Source organism: Paracidovorax valerianellae, assembly GCF_900102625.1.
In the GTDB taxonomy this organism is placed as follows: Bacteria; Pseudomonadota; Gammaproteobacteria; order Burkholderiales; family Burkholderiaceae_C; genus Paracidovorax; species Paracidovorax valerianellae.
The window spans coordinates 1-17,268 of record NZ_FMZC01000025.1 but is presented as its reverse complement, the minus strand read 5'-3'; the positions used below and the strand labels follow the sequence as shown (position 1 = coordinate 17,268).

At 61.1% G+C, this 17,268-nt stretch carries 17 protein-coding genes and 1 rRNA gene; 5 read left to right on the top strand and 13 right to left on the bottom strand.

Annotation, left to right across the window (positions count from 1 at the left end; translation table 11 throughout):
• Positions 1–302 precede the first annotated feature (302 nt).
• From BLT03_RS25130 to xth, 5 genes are all read left to right on the top strand, one after another.
• Positions 303–1,151: an IPTL-CTERM sorting domain-containing protein gene (locus BLT03_RS25130; RefSeq protein WP_353615289.1), complete on the top strand. Its 849-nt coding sequence runs from the start codon at positions 303–305 to the stop codon at positions 1,149–1,151.
• A gap of 212 nt (positions 1,152–1,363) precedes the next feature.
• Positions 1,364–1,945, top strand: a complete 582-nt coding sequence (locus BLT03_RS22705; protein ID WP_139160504.1) for a hypothetical protein — start codon at positions 1,364–1,366, stop codon at positions 1,943–1,945.
• Positions 1,942–2,175: a hypothetical protein gene (locus BLT03_RS22700; RefSeq protein ID WP_092746049.1), complete on the top strand. Its 234-nt coding sequence runs from the start codon at positions 1,942–1,944 to the stop codon at positions 2,173–2,175. The genes BLT03_RS22705 and BLT03_RS22700 overlap by 4 nt, the downstream gene beginning before the upstream one ends.
• Before the next feature lie 49 nt (positions 2,176–2,224).
• Positions 2,225–2,428, top strand: a complete 204-nt coding sequence (locus BLT03_RS22695; protein ID WP_092746048.1) for a helix-turn-helix transcriptional regulator — start codon at positions 2,225–2,227, stop codon at positions 2,426–2,428.
• 124 nt (positions 2,429–2,552) lie between these two features.
• The gene (gene xth / locus BLT03_RS22690) at positions 2,553–3,329 is read left to right on the top strand and encodes an exodeoxyribonuclease III (RefSeq protein WP_092746047.1); all 777 of its coding nucleotides are present in this window, start codon (positions 2,553–2,555) and stop codon (positions 3,327–3,329) included.
• 58 nt (positions 3,330–3,387) lie between these two features.
• Here the strand turns inward: xth and BLT03_RS22685 are convergent, their stop codons facing one another.
• The 13 genes from BLT03_RS22685 to rrf form a co-directional block, all read right to left on the bottom strand.
• A complete protein-coding gene (locus BLT03_RS22685; protein ID WP_139160502.1) occupies positions 3,388–4,659 on the bottom strand; it encodes a hypothetical protein in 1,272 nt (423 codons plus the stop codon).
• A gap of 521 nt (positions 4,660–5,180) precedes the next feature.
• On the bottom strand, positions 5,181–6,152 hold the full coding sequence (locus tag BLT03_RS22675) for a ferritin-like domain-containing protein (RefSeq protein ID WP_092746044.1): 972 nt from the start codon (positions 6,150–6,152) through the stop codon (positions 5,181–5,183).
• A 195-nt stretch (positions 6,153–6,347) separates the two neighbouring features.
• On the bottom strand, positions 6,348–7,952 hold the full coding sequence (gene ntrC, locus BLT03_RS22670) for a nitrogen regulation protein NR(I) (RefSeq protein WP_092746043.1): 1,605 nt from the start codon (positions 7,950–7,952) through the stop codon (positions 6,348–6,350).
• Positions 7,953–7,994: 42 nt separating this feature from the next.
• Positions 7,995–9,044 (bottom strand): nitrogen regulation protein NR(II), encoded by a 1,050-nt coding sequence (gene glnL, locus BLT03_RS22665; protein ID WP_092746042.1) that lies wholly within the window; start codon positions 9,042–9,044, stop codon positions 7,995–7,997.
• Between the two features lie 29 nt (positions 9,045–9,073).
• Complete coding sequence (locus BLT03_RS22660) at positions 9,074–9,586, bottom strand: hypothetical protein (protein ID WP_092746041.1); 513 nt, start codon at positions 9,584–9,586, stop codon at positions 9,074–9,076.
• Positions 9,587–9,782: 196 nt separating this feature from the next.
• Positions 9,783–11,198 carry a type I glutamate--ammonia ligase gene (glnA, locus tag BLT03_RS22655; RefSeq protein ID WP_092746040.1) on the bottom strand — a complete coding sequence of 472 codons (1,416 nt, stop codon included), beginning with the start codon at positions 11,196–11,198 and terminating at the stop codon, positions 9,783–9,785.
• 169 nt (positions 11,199–11,367) lie between these two features.
• On the bottom strand, positions 11,368–12,189 hold the full coding sequence (locus tag BLT03_RS22650) for a competence/damage-inducible protein A (RefSeq protein WP_092746039.1): 822 nt from the start codon (positions 12,187–12,189) through the stop codon (positions 11,368–11,370).
• Positions 12,186–13,121 (bottom strand): EI24 domain-containing protein, encoded by a 936-nt coding sequence (locus BLT03_RS22645; protein WP_245711527.1) that lies wholly within the window; start codon positions 13,119–13,121, stop codon positions 12,186–12,188. The genes BLT03_RS22650 and BLT03_RS22645 overlap by 4 nt, the downstream gene beginning before the upstream one ends.
• A 43-nt stretch (positions 13,122–13,164) precedes the next feature.
• On the bottom strand, positions 13,165–14,208 hold the full coding sequence (locus tag BLT03_RS22640) for a sterol desaturase family protein (protein ID WP_092746066.1): 1,044 nt from the start codon (positions 14,206–14,208) through the stop codon (positions 13,165–13,167).
• A 31-nt stretch (positions 14,209–14,239) separates the two neighbouring features.
• On the bottom strand, positions 14,240–15,049 hold the full coding sequence (locus BLT03_RS22635; protein WP_092746037.1) for a polysaccharide deacetylase family protein: 810 nt from the start codon (positions 15,047–15,049) through the stop codon (positions 14,240–14,242).
• 13 nt (positions 15,050–15,062) lie between these two features.
• Positions 15,063–16,016 carry a YncE family protein gene (locus tag BLT03_RS22630; RefSeq protein WP_092746036.1) on the bottom strand — a complete coding sequence of 318 codons (954 nt, stop codon included), beginning with the start codon at positions 16,014–16,016 and terminating at the stop codon, positions 15,063–15,065.
• 150 nt (positions 16,017–16,166) lie between these two features.
• Complete coding sequence (locus tag BLT03_RS22625) at positions 16,167–16,907, bottom strand: 16S rRNA pseudouridine(516) synthase (RefSeq protein WP_092746035.1); 741 nt, start codon at positions 16,905–16,907, stop codon at positions 16,167–16,169.
• Positions 16,908–16,993: 86 nt separating this feature from the next.
• A 5S ribosomal RNA gene (gene rrf / locus BLT03_RS22620) occupies positions 16,994–17,106 on the bottom strand.
• Positions 17,107–17,268: the final 162 nt, after the last annotated feature.

The following is a 17,268-nucleotide window of genomic DNA, read 5'->3' as shown; positions in this document are numbered from 1 at the left end:
ACTAGAAATGGCTGAATCATCAAAAAACGCTGCCGAATACGAAGCTAAAGTGGCAGATCGTTTTGGTGGGCAAAGAGAACTCGATCTCGCCCAACCGGAGGACTAGCCTTCGACTGCTGGAGCAGCTTCGAAAACTACGGCGGGGGCCAGCCTCAGAAGCGCCTGGGCATCCTTGAGCGTTCCGGCCGGCCGCTGGTCGAAGTCGGCCGGCGCCAGACAGGAGTCTGCGCAGTCTTCGTTCGTGAAGCCCTTCAAATACATTTGTCTACATTAGGGCAATCAACTCCACAGCCTCCTTTCACATGCTTCTCCCAACGCGTCGATTAATAGCCTTCACTTCGATAGCTGTTGCAGGCTTGTTTGCTATGCCAGTATTGGCGGCCCCCTGTGTAAACGGGATAAACATCTCCGGAACGTGCGAAGTTCCCTCAGGGATGAACAGGATGCAGGTTGAAATGTGGGGCGGTGGGGGTGGTGGAGGCGGGGCAAGTCTTGTTACTGAGGACCCAGCAGCTGGCGGCGGAGGTGGCGGCTTCTGTGGGACTACCTTGGCGACCACGCCCGGTCAGATCGTCGAGATCACTGTTGGACAGCCCGGGCGGCAGGGCTCATTAGGTGAAGACGGTTCCAGTGGCGGCGGCAGTTCGATACGTCATGAGGGACTGATGCTCATAGCTGAAGGAGGACAAGGCGGTCCCGCAGGCCGCGGCGCGGCGGCTCCGGGCGGAGATGGCGGGTTTTGTAACTCTGCTGCATTTCCTGCTGCCTCGGCATACAGAGGTGGACGGGGCGGCAGTGTCGCTCCCACCTCTGCCGCAGGGGGCGGTGGCGGCGGAAGCGGCACAGCAACTGCCGACGGCCAAGATGCCATTGGGGGCCTTCGCGGAGTTCCATTTGGCGCGAATGGAGGACTAGGTAACGGTGACGACGGTCTCAGTCCTGGCGGCGGGGGTGGTGGTTCTGGTGGAGCCGGAATAGCTGGCGGGGAAGGCGGGGCCGGATGGGTGCGGCTGACTTTCATTTTCGTTGCCCCTCCAGTGGTTGCGCCTACCGCACCCGCCCCCATTCCAACGCTGGAACAAAGGGGACTATTGATATTGGCCGTTCTGATCGGTGCTGCGGCAGCACTGAATCGACGCAAGCAGAACTGATGTTTTGCGTATCCAACTGAACCCGGCTCTGGCCGGGTTTCTTGTTTCTGGAGCTCGCGCTGCCCTAGCCGGCCTCCGCTTCATCATCCTCTTCGAACCCAGGATCGTGGACGGGGGCAGCGGCAACCTGAAGGTGCACGGCCTTGAGCGCACCGCGGAAATGCACTGGGCCGCCCAATTCCGGCACCAGCGCTTCGGTGACGAACGCAGTTATGAACGAGCCGGCCGATCACTCCACCCAACAACAACGACCCGCTCATGAGCGGGTTTTCTTTTTAGGGAAACAGATGGCACAACGTTATGGCCGCAATCAGCGGCGGCGTGCGCGGGAACAGATCACAACACTGCAGCGCAGCCGGAATGCCGAGCGCGAGCTGCTAAGCCAAGCCAAGCACGAAACGCAGGAGTTGGCGACAGCGCTTGATGAGGCGCGCTACATCCTAGGGGATAGCGCCGCGCTGCCACCACGAGCATGGGGTGATCACCCGGCTGACGACCAGGATTCGTTCATGGTGGCACCGCACGAGCCGCCCTCCTTCGTCACCCTGCAGGCAGAGACGGTCAGCAGAAAGCTCCTACAAATGCACCTGCTGGTGACGCAGATAGAGCAGCGCCGGTTCGGCGTGCCCGGGCTGCACTGCCGTGTGCGCTTGGCCGGGGGCGACTGGGCGTATGCAGTCTCAGAGAGCGCGCTTCGCAAGCTGCCCACCGACGCATTGAGGCGCCGCCTGGTGCGCGAGTTGTCCATCCAGCTTGCCGCATCTATGGCAAACCACTTCAGCGCGCGCCGATGACCAGCCCCGCACCCCCCGACTGGCATGCCGCAGACAAGGCGTACCAGCTGCACCACCTGAACTGCCGGCAGTGCATCGCCGCCGGCATCAATCCCACACGACACGAGCGCTGCGATGAAGGCGCGGCCTTGTGGACCACCTACAACGAGGCGGGTAACCCGCCGCAATTCGCCTGGCTCAGCCGGGGAAAGCACCGCAATGACCAAATCAAACCCACCAGCCGCCGGTAATCGGCGCGTGCACACGTTCCCGTCACCTCATCGCACACCGCCACCGCAGGTGGACACGCTCACCGAGCCGTCCCACTCGGTGTACCGGATCGCTCGAGCCTGCCAGAAGCTGGACGTCTCACGCTCGACGGTTTACCGCCTCGTGAAGGACAAGAAGCTGGTGCTGGTCAAGCTGGGCGAGCGGGCGAGCGGGATCACCGTAACCAGCATGAATCGGTACATCCAGCAGCTCGAAGCGCGCAGCGATGGGTAGGATTGGCACCGTCGATCTTCCGTGCTCCGAGCGCAGCAGAATTGGGTAGCTGGCCGGGTAGCCAGCCACCCTATCGCCGATAAACCACATCTAAGCCTTTGATTAATAAGGCATTGGAACAGTAATGCAAATTGCCACCTGGAATATCAACTCCCTTTCCGTGCGACTGCCCCAGGTAATGGCCTGGCTGGCCGACAACCCTGTCGATGCCCTGTGCCTGCAGGAACTGAAGTTGGTGGACGAAAAATTCCCCCATGAAGCTTTGAACGGCATGGGTTACCACGCGGTCGCCTTCGGGCAGAAGACGTACAACGGCGTCGCCATCCTGAGCCGCAATCCGCTGCGCGACGTGGTGCGCAACATTCCCGGCCATGAAGACGCCCAGGCCCGCGTGATCGCCGCCACCATGGACACGCCGGACGGCCCCCTGCGGCTGGTGAACTGCTATTTCGTCAACGGCCAGGCGCCGGGATCGGAAAAATTTGCCTACAAGATGCTGTGGCTCGAAGCGCTGCACCGCTGGCTGCGCGAGGAACTGCAGGCGCATCCCCGGCTGGCGCTGTTGGGCGACTTCAACGTGGCGCCGGAGGACCGGGATTCTTTCGATCCGGTGGGCCTGAAGGACACTATCCACCACACCGTGGAGGAGCGCGGCCATTTCAAGCAACTGCTTGACCTCGGCCTGACCGATGCCTATCGCATGTTCGACCAGCCCGAAAAAAGCTATTCGTGGTGGGACTACCGCATGCTGGGCTTTCAGAAAAACCGGGGCCTGCGCATCGATCACATCCTCGTGAGCGAGCCGCTGCGAGAGCGCATGACGGCCTGCACCATCGACCGCGCGCCGCGCAAGAACCCGCAACCCAGCGACCACACGCCAGTCGTCGCGACGCTGGCCTGACGCGCTCCGGCCGGCTCGTGCCGGACGGCACTGCCTGGCCCATCGGAGCCTGCGCCGGTCAGCGGGCCGGCTGAGGGGCGCGCCCCATCTCCAGGTCGTGCTCCTGCGGCCTGCGCGCTACCGGGCCCAGCGTGTTTTGCGCCCAGTCCATCACGTTCGGAGCGTGCTGCCACGCCTGCCGGATCTTCTGCGCGGTGTAGGCGCCACCCTGCGCCACATACGGCACACCGATTTCGATCAGGCCCGACATGACGCCGAAAAGCATGACCGACGACGCGCGCTTTTGCGCCAGCATGTGGGCGTCGGCCCGGTCGGGCGCCAGAGAGGCGGGAGAGCCGGTGATGTCGATATTGGCGTTGGCCGCGAAGAGCTCGGAAACGAACAGCCCCACGGTGGCCACGACGGCGACCGGCACGGGCGAAGTCACCAGCGACTTGGCGCCCTGCAATGCGGCAGGCCCCATCGCCTTGAACGCATCGCCCCACGACGCCCGGGTTTTGTCGATGACTTCGGGCAGGTCTTCCCGCAGCAGCATGCGGGCGTCGTAAGGCACGGTCTGCGACAGTTTCATCACGCTCTTGGCCCCGGCCGCCACCATGCCCAGGCCGCCATCGATGAACGAAGCATCGATGCGGTCCGCCCAGAGGCGGTTCACGCTGTTGTCGCCGCGGCCTTCGATGGCGGCCTGGATGAATGGCTCCGGTATTCGCGGCAGGTTCTTCGCGACGTTGACGCCGGCCGAGATCCCCGCGTTCTTGAGCAATTCGGCGGTCGACTCAGGCCGCAGCGAGGCGGGAAGCTGCAGGTTGCCGCCGTAGTCGTTGTAGATTTTCGGCTTGACGATGGCGCCGCCCACCACGCTGGCGAACACATCCACCGCCCCGACCCCGACGCCCACCGCCAGCCCCAGCAGGGACGGATTTTTCAGCAGCGTGAGCGGCAGCATGGCCACCAGCTTTTCGTTGGCAGCGGTCATGCCCGCAAAGTAGCCGCCACCGTCGGCCAGCCCCATCCCGGCAAAACTCAAGATGGCGTCGTGCCGCCACGCCTGGCTGAGGAAGGTCTGCAGCTTCTCTGGCGTGTCGATGCCCTTTCGCAGAAGGACCGTGGTGTTGCGCGCAAGGCGGGCGACGACATCGGGCGCTTCGGCTGCGGACAAACCCATCAATGATTCGATCTTGCCGTGAAGCGCGTCTTCCATGCTCGCCCCGGCCAGGGCCCCAATGCTCAGGCGCCCCGATGACGCACCATCCACCGCGTCGGTCGAGTGCTCACTGAAGGATGAGGCTTCCGAGAGCGACGAGGCGCGCGACGACCCGGACAGACTCATGCCAGACCCGGCGACGGACTGCGCCAATGCCACAGGCGGCTTTGCGCGAGGCGAGGCGGGCGCAGACGCTTCGTTCGACCCCGAAGATCGTCGAGACAGAGCTTGAAGCGGGCTGACGGCGCTCCCCTGATGGGACAGGGACCCTCGTTGCTGCGAGGAAACTCCTTGCCCCTGCTCGCCGGTTTGAGAACTGGCCGAATGCCGGCTGGCGCCGACCTGAGAACCCCGGACCGAAACGGCATGTCCATTGAGCATTTGGCTCCTCCCTTTTTTATGAAATGACGGATGCATCGATCCACTTCCGTAGATCGATGAGCCGGTCACTCTAGGCAGTCGCCCTTGGCGCCCTCACGCCGATGCGAAACAGTGCACCGATGCGCGAACCACGAATTTGGCGCGCAGACGCAAAAAAGCCCCGGAATCCGGGGCTGTGCAGTTGGCGATCAAGAGGCCGGCATGAACCGGCCTCCACTCGCCGCCATTGCGGCCGCCGCCCGAAGGCAGCGGTCGCTGGGTTTGGCTTAAGAAGCCGCCTGGAAGCGATTGCGCAAGGCACGCACTTCGTCGTGGTTGCGCTGTGCGCCTTCGGCCTGGCGTTCCACCATGGCACGCACGTTGGCAGGCAGCGAGGCCTTCAGTGCCTTGCGATAGCGGGCCACGGCAGCATCTTCGCCACGCTCGCACTCTTCCAGCACGGCCTTGTCGTCGCGGGAAGACATTGCTGCCTTCACCGACACCCAGCCGCGATGCAGGGCACCGGACATGGAGCCACCGCTGGAGGGTTCGCCGCCATGGTTGCGGATTTCGCGCTCCAGTTCCGTCGCAGCCGCAGCGCATTCGCTGGCGTGGCGCAGGAAGATGCCCTTCAGCTCAGGCGATTCGGCATGCTCGGCCGAGGCCTTGAAGCCGTATTCGCCGTCGCGGCACGATTCGAGCAGGTCGTCCAGCACGTCGACCACGTCGTCGTTATCGACCAGCGCGGTGTTGTTGTAGCCCTGGTCCTGAACGCCGCCGATATTGCTGCCCACGGTGTTGCCGCGGCCTGCACGTTCCCATGCGGCGCGGGCTGCTGGACGGGCTTCTTCCCATTCCAGAGCGCTGGTGGAGCGTGCGGTGCCCCAGTCACGGGCCAGGTTGGGTTCCACAGCGTCGAAATCGCCTTGGTAGCGGCCGACCGAGCTCCAGCCCAGTTCGTAGGCAGGACGGTATTCGTCGTAGGCACGGCCCTTCACGTAGTAGGGCTCGCGGTCATAGCTTTCACGCCAGTATGCGTCTTCCACGGTGGGGTTGACGGATTCGGCGGCAGCCTTGCCTGCCAGGCCGCCGACGACCGCTCCGGCCACACCGCCGACTGCTGCGCCGACCGGGCCGCCGAAGGCACCGGCCGCCGCTCCGGCCATTGCGCCGCCAGCAGCGCCGACGCCAGTGCCCACGGGATGGGCGCCTGGCTCGTTGGTCAGAGGATCACGGTTTGCATCGTTGAAATCGGACATGAAGAAACTCCGGTTGGTTGAACAGTGCCTTCATTCTTCGGGCCATCTGTTTCGCCGGAGGTCGGCGTGTGCAGCGCACGACTGTAGGACTCATGCTTGCAGAGCCCCACCGCCGAACGCTTACCAGCCGTTACTTCGTTGCTATATTTTTAATAGCTACCTGCCGGCACCTTTATTGCGGTGCAGGCCTTTTCTTCATGCATCTTCCGGCGCATCGAGGCCCAGTTCCTGGATCTTGCGCGTGATGGTGTTGCGGCCGATGCCAAGGCGTTGCGCGGCCTCCATGCGCCGCCCGTGCGTGGCGGCCAGGGCGGTGCGGATGAGGCGGGATTCGAAGCGGCGCGAGAGTGCATCCCACACCTCCGTCTGTCCGCCCGACAGCAGCTTGTGGGCCTCGGCTTCGAGGGCTTGCTCCCACCCCGGCGGCTCTGCAAAAACGGCCGCTGGAGCCACTGCCGTGGAGCCCACGGCGGCGTGAACCGGGGCGGCGAACACGCGTTCGTCGCGGGGCGCTGCTGCCGTGGCAAAGGCGCCCTGCGGAGCCGCCACGGCCGAGCCGGGCGCCGGCGCTTCGCCGCGCGGCTCCTGGACCAAGGCTGGCTCCGCGGCAGAGGCGGCCACAGGTGCTTCGAGCACTTCAGGAGGCAGATCCTGCAGCGAAATGACTTGCGCCGGCGCCATCACCGTCAGCCAGTGGCAGATGTTTTCCAGTTGCCGCACATTTCCGGGAAAAGCGAACTGGCCCAGCCGGGCCAGCGCCACGTCCGAGATGCGCTTGGGCTCCACGCCCAGTTGCCGTGCGCTCTGCTGCAGGAAATGCCGGGTCAGCATGGGAACATCTTCATGGCGCTCGCGCAGCGCAGGAAGGCGCAGCCGGATGACGTTGAGGCGGTGGAACAAGTCTTCGCGGAACGCCCCGTCCTTGACCCGGCGCTCCAGATCCTGGTGGGTGGCGGCGATCACGCGAACATGGGCCTTGACGCCGGCATGACCCCCGACGCGGTAGAACTGGCCGTCGGACAACACGCGCAACAGCCGGGTCTGCAGATCGAACGGCATGTCGCCGATTTCATCCAGGAAGAGCGTGCCGCCTTCGGCCTGCTCGAAGCGGCCACGCCGCTGGGTCTGCGCGCCGGTGAAAGCGCCACGCTCGTGGCCGAACAGTTCGCTTTCGAGCAGGTCTTTGGGAATGGCGGCGGTGTTGATGGCCACGAACGGCCCACCGGCCACGGGTGAATGCTTGTGCAGCGCGCGCGCCACCAGTTCCTTGCCCGAACCCGACTCGCCGGTGATGAGTACGGTGACCTGGCTCTGGCTCAGCCGCCCGATCGCCCGGAACACGTCCTGCATGGCCGGGGCCTGGCCCAGCATTTCGGGGGCGGCGGTCTGCCGCTCTTCCGTGACTTCCTCGCGCTGGCTTTCTTCGACTGCGCGGCGGATCAGTTCTACGGCTTTGGGCAGATCGAAGGGCTTGGGGAGGTATTCGAAAGCGCCGCGCTGAAAGGCCGACACGGCGCTGTCCAGATCGGAGTACGCCGTCATGATGATGACGGGCAGCCCGGGCTGCAACTCTCGCACCTTTTCCAGCAACTGAAGACCCGAGCCGCCGGGCATGCGGATGTCGCTGACGAGGACCTGAGGGCCCTGCCGCTCCGGGTCGCCTGGCGTGATGTCGGCCAATGCGTCCAGCACTTCGCGTGGGTGGGTGAAGCTGCGCGTCGGCAGGCTCTCGCGTGCGAGCGCCTTCTCTAGGACGAAGCGGATCGAGGGGTCGTCATCTACTAACCAGATCGGCTTCATGTGTTGGTTCTACCTTGTTCCCATGGATTGTTTATCGGGACCTCAGGGCAAGGGAATGAGGATTCGGAAATCGGTGCGACCCGGCACGCTGTCGCATTCGATCAACCCGTGGTGCCGCTGTACAAAGGTTTGCGCCAGCGTCAGCCCCAGCCCCGATCCCCCGTCCCGCCCCGTCACCAAGGGATAAAAAATCCGCTCCTTGATGGCTTCGGGGACGCCCGGTCCGTTGTCGATGACATGCAATTCCAGTGCCAGCCGATAGCGCTGCCGGCCGAACGTGACCTGGCGGGCCACGCGCGTGCTCAAGGTGATGAGAGCGTCGCCTTCGGCGATGCGATCGGTCAGCACCTGCGCGGCGTTTTGGACGATGTTCAGAAGGGCCTGGATGAGCTGCGCGCGGTCGCCACGGAACTCCGGAATCGAGATGTCGTAGTCGCGCTGCACGCGCAAGCCCTGGGGATACTCGACCAGCACGAGCGACCGCACACGCTCGCACACTTCATGGATGTTCACATCGCCGACGAGATGCGGATGGCGGTGCGGCGCGAGCAACCGGTCCACCAGGCTCTGCAGCCGATCGGCCTCGTGGATGATGACCTGCGTGTATTCGGTGAGCTCGGGGTTGTCGAGCTCCATCTCCAGCAACTGCGCCGCGCCACGGATACCGCCCAGCGGGTTCTTGATCTCATGGGCCAGATTGCGGATCAGTTCCTTGTTGGCCAATGCCTGCTCGCGCAGGCGCTCTTCGCGATCCTGCCGGGCCTGGGCCTCCAGGGGCCAGAGCTCGACCAATATCTCACCGCTTTGCTCGGCAACCGCAAGGTGCACATGCACGGGCATTGCCTCTTGCTGCTGTGCGCGGCGCAGCGCGGCCTCGAACCGCAACGCCGCAAAATCCTGTCCTCGCGCGCCTGCCAACGCCGTCTGCAGCAGTGCGGGGTCAGCGAAGTAGCTGCTGAAGTCCGACCCCTCCAGCGTGCGGCGGGACAGCCCGAGCATGTTCTCGAGCGAGGCATTGGCGAAAAGCACCGACCCATCGGGTTGCAGCACCGCCACCAGCGTGGAGACGAGGTCCAGCGCCTGGTAGCGCATGGTGTCTGGTTTGGAAGAGGAAGGCACGCTCAACGATTGGCAGCCGGCAGACGGGACAGTTCGCGCTTGATGCCTGCGGCGTCGCTGTCGGCGCGCGCGAGGCTGGCTTTCAATTCGGCGGTGCGCTCGATCCAGAGTTGGGGATTGCGCAGCTCGAGCGCCGTGCGCTGGGGCTCGCCGTTGTTGTATTCCTTGGCGATTTCCGCCTGCCGTGCCTCGGCCTTGCGGAGCTCGGCTTCGAGAATGGCGCGTGCGTCAGAGTCCCGTGCACGCTGGTCGTTGGTGTCTACCCGCGGAGCATTGGCGGGCGATGCGCTGGCACTCGGGGCCGTGCTGCCGCCACCCGAGGCCGCCGGGGCGCCCCCTGGCCGAGCGCCTTGCACGACCGTCACATTGCCGCCTTCGACCAGTTTGCAGCCGCGTTCCTTGGCTTGGGAGGCATTGTTGGTGTATTCATTGCCGCAGCGGTAGATGCGGTCCTGCGACCACGCGGCAGGCACCACAGCGGCGACGGTCATCAGTGCGATGAGTGTTTTCTTCATTCGGGTTCCTCGCAAGGCATGCCGGCGGCATGCGGGGGATGCCAGGGGAGTATCCCCCAATCGCCGAGCGGCGCCAATTGGCGTCCCCGCTTGCTGGCGGTTATTTCCCGGCGTGTTGCACGACCGCGCCGCACCATTGAAAAAGGCGGCCGAAGCCGCCTTTTTGTGCTGAACCTTCGGCCTGTGGCCAGTGGTTTTACAGCGAGTAGTACATGTCGTATTCCACGGGGTGGGGAGCCATGCGGAAACGCGTGACTTCGCCCATCTTGAGCTCGATGTAGGCATCCAGCATGGAGTCGGTGAACACGCCACCCTTGGTGAGGAAGCTGCGGTCCTTGTCCAGGTAATCCAGCGCCTGGTCGAGGCTGTGGCAGACCGTAGGCACCAGCTTGTCTTCTTCGGGCGGCAGATGGTACAGATCCTTCGTGGCGGCTTCGCCGGGATGAATCTTGTTTTCCACGCCATCGAGGCCGGCCATCATCAGGGCCGAGAAGGCCAGATAAGGGTTGGCGGATGGGTCGGGGAAGCGCGCTTCGATCCGGCGGCCCTTGGGGTTGGCCACGTAAGGAATGCGGATGGAAGCAGAGCGGTTGCGGGCCGAGTAAGCCAGTTTCACAGGAGCTTCGAAGCCGGGCACCAGGCGCTTGTAGCTGTTGGTGCCAGGGTTGGTGATGGCGTTCAGCGCACGGGCGTGCTTGATGATGCCGCCGATGTAGTACAGCGCGAAGTCGCTCAGGCCTGCGTAGCCGTCGCCAGCAAACAGGTTCTTGCCGTCCTTCCAGATCGACTGGTGCACGTGCATGCCGGAGCCGTTGTCGCCAGCGTAGGGCTTGGGCATAAAGGTAGCGGTCTTGCCATAGGCGTTTGCCACGTTCCAGACCACGTACTTGAGCACTTGCGTCCAGTCGGCGCGCTCGACGAGCGTGCTGAACTTGGTGCCGATTTCGTTCTGGCCAGCGCCCGCCACTTCGTGGTGGAACACTTCGACCGGAATGCCCAGCGATTCGAGAATCAGGGACATCTCGGCGCGCATGTCTTGCGTGCTGTCGACGGGAGGCACGGGGAAGTAGCCGCCCTTCACGGTGGGACGGTGACCGCGGTTGCCGCCTTCGAGCTTGGCGCCCGAGTTCCAGGGCGCTTCGTACTCTTCGATCTCGAACATGACCTTGCCGGGCTCGTTGGACCAGCGCACGCCGTCGAAGATGAAGAATTCTGGCTCTGGGCCGAAGAAAGCCGTATCGCCCAGGCCCGAGGCCTTCAGATAGGCTTCAGCGCGCTTGGCAATGGAACGTGGGTCACGGTCGTAGGCCTTGCCATCGCCGGGCTCAATCACGTCGCACTGCAGGAACAGCGTGGTTTCTTCAAAGAACGGGTCGATGTTGGCGGTGTTGGGGTCGGGCATGAGTTGCATGTCCGACGCTTCGATGCCCTTCCAGCCTGCCACCGAAGAGCCGTCGAAGGCGTGACCCGACGAGAATTTGTCCTCATCGAAATGGGACACAGGCACAGTCACATGCTGTTCCTTGCCGCGGGTATCGGTGAAGCGAAAGTCAACAAACTTGACTTCGTTCTCCTTCACCATCTTCATCACGTCTGCAACGGTCTTTGCCATCAGGATCTCCAGGATTTAAGCGCTTGTTGAAAAAAACACCACGAAGGAAAAGCAGGTTACATGCCAGCTCGGTGCTGCAATGCACTAAGGCGGAGCATGCATCCTCTTAAAACTAACACACGAGAAAGAATGCACCATTAAAGTGCGAATTAACCGATTCAGAGCGCCTCTAAAGCGTTCGCACCATTTCAGGGCCGCAATTTGCACCAAATTCATGCAAAGCGACTTTCAAGGCAGTCCAAGCAGGCGGGACCAAAGCAGCCGGGCCTTTCACCCCCAGTTCGATATGGCGTCCGTGCACGGGGTGGTCCACGCTGGGCAAGCTGAAAACTCGCACTGAGGCGTGCTGGCTCTCGATGCGCTCCATCAAGGGCGTGAGCGCCGCTTCCATCGCACCATACACGACGACGGAATGCTCGATCTGAGGCTCACGGTTGAACCACTGCGCGTATTGCTTGTCCAGAACCCATTCGACCATGGGCCACGCCATGACAGGAAATCCGGGAACGAAATGCACCGCCCCACCAGACAGGCCGTCGCATGAGAAACCGGGAATCTTGTTGTAGGGATTGGGAATGATGCGAGCGCCCTCGGGAAAGACGCCCATGTTCAGTCGGTGCACGTTGTCGGGACGATCGGGTTCATAGGCCACGCCCTGCTCCAGCGCCACATCCTGCATGCGCTCTCGAATCAGCGACTCGGCTTGCGGATGCAACGCAAGCGGCACCTGCAATGCACGGGCAGCGCACTGACGGGTATGGTCGTCCGGCGTCGCACCGATGCCACCGCATGAAAAAACAATGTCGCCCGAAGAAAAAGCCCTTTGCAGCGTGGCGGTGATGCGGTCCGGGTCATCCCCGACATAGTCGGCATACGCCAGCTGCAAGCCGCGCGCCCCCAACAATTCGATGACTTTGGGCAGGTGCTTGTCCGATCGCTTGCCCGACAGGATTTCGTCGCCAATGATGATGAGTCCAAAGGAGGGAGTCATAGTGCTGGGTTGGGCCCCGTAGGACCACTCGGTGAATCGTTCGGAGCGCTCGCGGCGGCGGGAAGCTCCGAAGCATGGATGGGTGAAACGGTGGTTGTAGCAGGCGCGTTGCCGCCTCCACCCGTCAAATGATCAGAATGCTCGGTACGCAGTCGCTGCAGCGCATCCAACGCGTAATGCGTGAACCATAACGAAGAAAAGGCGAACACCAAGGTGTAGATCCACACGGCCAGCGGGATCAACACGAAGAATGCGGCGGCAAACAGAACCCCTGATGCCCAGACAATCCCGGGCGCTGCCCCCAGATAACCGCACACAATCCCGATGCCCAAGAGGCTGACGCGGTGGCGCTTGAAAATTTCCTCACGTTCTTGCCGGCTCGCATGCTCCGCCAAAGCATCGAAGGCCATGACACGGTACGTCAGCCAACCCCATATCAAGGGCGGGAGCACCAGTACCAGAGGCGGAATCAACCAGAGCGGCACAGAAATCAGCAGCGCGGCCATGGCAGCCAAAGTCGCTCCCAACGACCAGGCCAGACTTGCCAGGAACGATGCTCCACGCTTGCGCTCCAGCAACGAAAACCGGCGTCTGGCTACGGTGTTCACCAAAGCAGGAGTGATCATCAGCGCGACCAACAACACCGAGACGATCATGATCACCGGTGTGGTGAGCACTACGACGAGCAAAGGAGCGAGGGCGGCAGGCGCCTGTTCTATACCGGACGACTGAAGCCATCCCCAGACCACTCCCAGAACATCCGAAGCCTCCAAGGCCGTACGGACGGCTTGCACCGCCATCTGCCAGAAAAAATGGCTAGCGGCCCATGCCAGAACCAGCATCAGAAGAAGCGGCAAGAGAGACAGCGCGATGACGCGCGGATGCACGCAATAAGCTGCAGCGCGCCAGAAGGAGTCGATGAGCAATCTCATGGGGCCGAGCATAGCGTGAGGAGCACCCGACGATCGCGGCAACTCACCCTCGGCCGAATAAGCGCAGTACCCCGCGCCACTGCTGGGACCAGAAGCCGTTCCCATAATTGCGCACGCTGCCGTCAGGCCCTGTCTCGACCTGGTCGCGCACACCGGTCGGGTCATAACGCAATTCAAAATTGGCGGTTCGAAAAAGAATGTCCCACACCGGTAGCAGCACTCCGAAATTGCAGCCACCCAGCACGGTCACGGGCTTTTGTGCAGCCTCAACGGCGACATAGCCTTGAGACTGAACTCTGAGATGCGGCGTATCACTCCGCAAGACCACCGACTCATGCCCGATACCGATTGCATGGTGCAGGCGATGGAATCGAGGACTCACCCACAGGCGTTCGCCCCAACGTCCGAACCACAACCGCAAATTTGCGTGGTGAAAGTTTTCGCTCAATTGCGTCAACGCGACGATGGCGACGAATTGCCCGGGCGCAACACCGATCAACTGGGCCACGGTGACCACAATGGCATCCCGTAAAAGGTCGTCCAGCAGGTGGTTCCGGTTGTCGCTCCACATCGTCATCTGCCGTTGCGAATGATGGAGGGAGTGCAGCCGCCACCACCATTCGATTTGGTGCTGGCCGCGGTGAATCCAGTAGTCCAGGAAATCAAAGATCGCAAGGTAGATCAGCAGGCTCACCCAAGGCAGGTCGGTGACACCGGGCCAAATCGCATCCAGGTGAAAAGTGCTGATGCCATCCATCCGCAATGCCCCGAAAAGAGCGTCCCACAACGGATCGATGCTGAAAAACAGCGCTAGACGAAAGAGGCCGAGACGGTGGATCAGGGTATAGACGATGTCGGTTCGAACGCCTACTCGATCCACCAGCGGCTCCACAGGCCGCCACCGCTGCAGCGGTGCGATGAGCACCAACATGACCGCCAACTGCAGCAAGCCCACAAGCAACCATCCTGTGGCCGCATAACCGTCTTCCAACAGTCCTGCCATGCCGGCCGCGAACATGATGGGTTGAATCAGCGACTCGAACAGCCATTGCTGTGCACTGTCGAAACCGTTCGTCAACCAATCCATTGCTCCACTCCTGTCTGCGAGGCGTTCCGGCCTAGCGTTTTCCAGCCAACCAGTCGCGGTAATCCGGATGGTCATTCAACGTCTTGAAGCAAAACCCTCGCTGCTTCAGTCCGTCAATCAGCGGCTCCAACACGGTGGGCGCCCAAGGATCCTTGCGCGACCAGATGCCCAAGTGCGCCAATAGGATGTCCCCACTTCGAATGTTGTCCAACGCTTTTTTCAGCAGTGCAGCATTGCTGAACTGCTCACTGGGCAACTCGTCGCCCAGAAACCCCGCTGGAGACCAGCCTACATGGGCATAGCCACAAGACTTTGCGACCGCTAAAAGACGGGGGGACGTCTTTCCGCCAGGCGCACGGAAAATTGGGAGAGGCGCCTTCCCCGTAATCTCACGCAAGCGAGCAGACGCCCGGCCAATCTCTGCACAGTACTGTTCGGCGGTGATGGTCAGATCTTTTCCAGCCAGGGGGCCCGCAGAAGACCTCACCTTGAATTTCGGCGCATTCGGAGCGCCGGCATCCGCCCGCCAGTACGTGTGATCCATGGTGTGGGACGCAAAAGCATGTCCTTCCGCTGCACGCGCGTGCCACCATGGGGCCCAGTCGTTGCTCAAACTCCCGTTGCCAACCTTGGTTTTTTCATCGGCCGCGAAAAAGGTGACCAAGACGCCTTTTCTCTTGAGCACATCCGCCACCATAGGCGCAATTTCCATGTGCCCCGTATCGAAGGTGAGGTAGAGCGGCTTCTGGCAGCTTGACGTTTCTGCCGCCATCGCACTGCCCGCAATAAATTTCGCTATAAAAAATATAGCAAACGTTTTTCTGGAGACGGATAAGCGCATTGAAGTTTGAATGTCAGCGGGGTGCGTGCTGCAGGGTCCACACTCCATGGGGAGACTTGCCAACGTTGATTTTCTGCACGACCTTGCGCTCCACCGTGTCGATAACGAGCATCTTGCGCGCCCAGCGAGCACTGACATAGATCCATCGGCCGTCCGCTGAAACATCCATGCAGTCTGGTCCACCCGGCGCTGGATAGGTGTCCACGACCTGATGTTTGACCATATCTATCTTGCTGATCGTGTTTGCTACACGATTGCTGACATAGACGTGGCGCTTGTCGCCCGCACCTCGAAAAGCATGGGCGCCGTTCCCGGTTTTGATTCGCTGAACGCTTTTCGGCGTGGTATCGGACACATCAAAAACTTCAACGCTGTCGCTTCCTGTCAACCCGATGAAAAGGAACTTGTCGTCCGGGCTGCCATAGATGTCAGCAGGCATGGCGCCGGTCTTGATGCGCCACTTGATTTTCTGCGTCGCGATATCGATGGCAACCAATTCATCACTGTCTTGCATCGTGGAGTAGACCGTCCGGCTTTTGCTGTCCACCCATAGATGACTGGGTGTCTTCGAGGTCGCCACCCTCTGCACCAACGTGAGATCTTTGTCATCCCAACGGTAGAAATCGACATGATTCAGGCGATTGGCCGCCGTGATCAGCCATTTCATGTCGGGGGTGAATCTCAGGTGGTAGGGATCAACGATTCCTCGAACGGTCCGCTGCACCTGCGCAGTCTTGGGATCAATGAATGTCAACGTATCAGCCAGCGCATTGGCCACCACCAGCGACTTTTCGTCTGGCGTGAGGTACATGTGGTGCGGCTCTTTCCCAGTAGGGATACGCGCAGTCTCAGTCCACGTTAGAGGATCAATGACACTGATGTCCGCCTCTAAGGAATTCAAGACAAATACAGGCGGCGATGCTGCACTATCACTGAGAGCAGCAAAAAAAGCCCAACCTAAAAACACAGCGCGGAGACAACCGCCAAATGAAAACTTCACAGGAGTACTTTCACAACACAAGGCAGTTTAGCGCGCAAAGGCCGTTAAACCGAAGCTCCTGAAGTAACAGTCGCCTGCCTCTAAAAGCCAGCAATCTAAACGCTTTGCAAACACGGGTTAGCCAGCCAGTGCAGCCAAACCATCCTCGTCTAGCCACTTCCATTGACCAGGCGCGAGATCTGAAGGCAAAGACAAATTGCCTATGCGTGATCTGTGGAGAGCTTCCACCCTGTTGCCGACCGCAGCCAACATTCGCTTAACCTGGTGATACTTACCTTCAGTTAAGGTAAGGCTGATCTTGTGCTCATCGGTTCGCACACAATCTGCCGCTCTGACGATGGCTGGATCATCGTCTAAAACCACACCCTGGAGTAACCGTGAGATCTGGGTCTCACTGACGGGATGCTTTGTGGTCACCTCATACACCTTAGGGACGTGCTTCTTTGGAGAACTCATACGATGGATAAATTGTCCATCGTCGCTCAATAACAGAAGACCGGTGGTATCTTGATCCAGCCGCCCCACAGCTTGCACTCCTTGAATCGCACTTTTGCAAGGTCTCTGCCTTAGCGGTGGTGGCAATAGTGTGTAAATGCTTGGGTATGTTGACGGTTTCTGCGAGCACTCGGTACCAGCCGGCTTATGCAGTAACAAATATGCCTTAGCGTGGTATTTCCAAATTTCGCCTTGAACTTGAAAACGCAAACCATCAGCAGCCAACTCAAGGGATGAGTCTGTACAAACCTGAAAACAGCCAGCAGGTTCATTAAATAATTCAACCATTCCCCGTTGAATTAAACCCGCACATACTCGTCGCGTACCAAAACCCTGCGAATAGAGAATGTCTTGCAATTGCATATTTGCGGCAACGGGATGATTTACTGAATTACACAAAGCAAAACGCCCCAACATCGATAGATGCTGGGGCGGATTGGGCTGTAAGAGCCTGACGATGACCTACTTTCACACGGGAACCCGCACTATCATCGGCGCAAAGTCGTTTCACTGTCCTGTTCGGGATGGGAAGGAGTGGTACCAACTTGCTATGGTCATCAGGCATAACTTGGTGCTACCTTGACGGCTGTCAAGGCGGCGAATTCATAGAGTTTGGAATCAGTTTTTTGGTTTGACTGCGTCACTTGGCATAACAACTTGATCGAATGGTGATCAAAGTTATAGGGTCAAGCCGCACGAGCAATTAGTACTGGTTAGCTTAACG

Coding starts and splice junctions, on each gene's coding strand:
- BLT03_RS22645 (WP_245711527.1), bottom strand. CDS start 13,121: ATGAGATTGCTCATCGACTCCTTCTGGCGCGCTGCAGCTTATTGCGTG.
- BLT03_RS22685 (WP_139160502.1), bottom strand. CDS start 4,659: ATGAGTCTGTCCGGGTCGTCGCGCGCCTCGTCGCTCTCGGAAGCCTCA.
- BLT03_RS22635 (WP_092746037.1), bottom strand. CDS start 15,049: ATGCGCTTATCCGTCTCCAGAAAAACGTTTGCTATATTTTTTATAGCG.
- BLT03_RS22660 (WP_092746041.1), bottom strand. CDS start 9,586: ATGAAGAAAACACTCATCGCACTGATGACCGTCGCCGCTGTGGTGCCT.
- BLT03_RS22625 (WP_092746035.1), bottom strand. CDS start 16,907: ATGCAATTGCAAGACATTCTCTATTCGCAGGGTTTTGGTACGCGACGA.
- glnA (WP_092746040.1), bottom strand. CDS start 11,198: ATGGCAAAGACCGTTGCAGACGTGATGAAGATGGTGAAGGAGAACGAA.
- BLT03_RS22675 (WP_092746044.1), bottom strand. CDS start 6,152: ATGTCCGATTTCAACGATGCAAACCGTGATCCTCTGACCAACGAGCCA.
- BLT03_RS22700 (WP_092746049.1), top strand. CDS start 1,942: ATGACCAGCCCCGCACCCCCCGACTGGCATGCCGCAGACAAGGCGTAC.
- BLT03_RS22640 (WP_092746066.1), bottom strand. CDS start 14,208: ATGGATTGGTTGACGAACGGTTTCGACAGTGCACAGCAATGGCTGTTC.
- xth (WP_092746047.1), top strand. CDS start 2,553: ATGCAAATTGCCACCTGGAATATCAACTCCCTTTCCGTGCGACTGCCC.
- glnL (WP_092746042.1), bottom strand. CDS start 9,044: ATGCGCTACCAGGCGCTGGACCTCGTCTCCACGCTGGTGGCGGTGCTG.
- BLT03_RS25130 (WP_353615289.1), top strand. CDS start 303: ATGCTTCTCCCAACGCGTCGATTAATAGCCTTCACTTCGATAGCTGTT.
- BLT03_RS22705 (WP_139160504.1), top strand. CDS start 1,364: ATGAACGAGCCGGCCGATCACTCCACCCAACAACAACGACCCGCTCAT.
- ntrC (WP_092746043.1), bottom strand. CDS start 7,952: ATGAAGCCGATCTGGTTAGTAGATGACGACCCCTCGATCCGCTTCGTC.
- BLT03_RS22650 (WP_092746039.1), bottom strand. CDS start 12,189: ATGACTCCCTCCTTTGGACTCATCATCATTGGCGACGAAATCCTGTCG.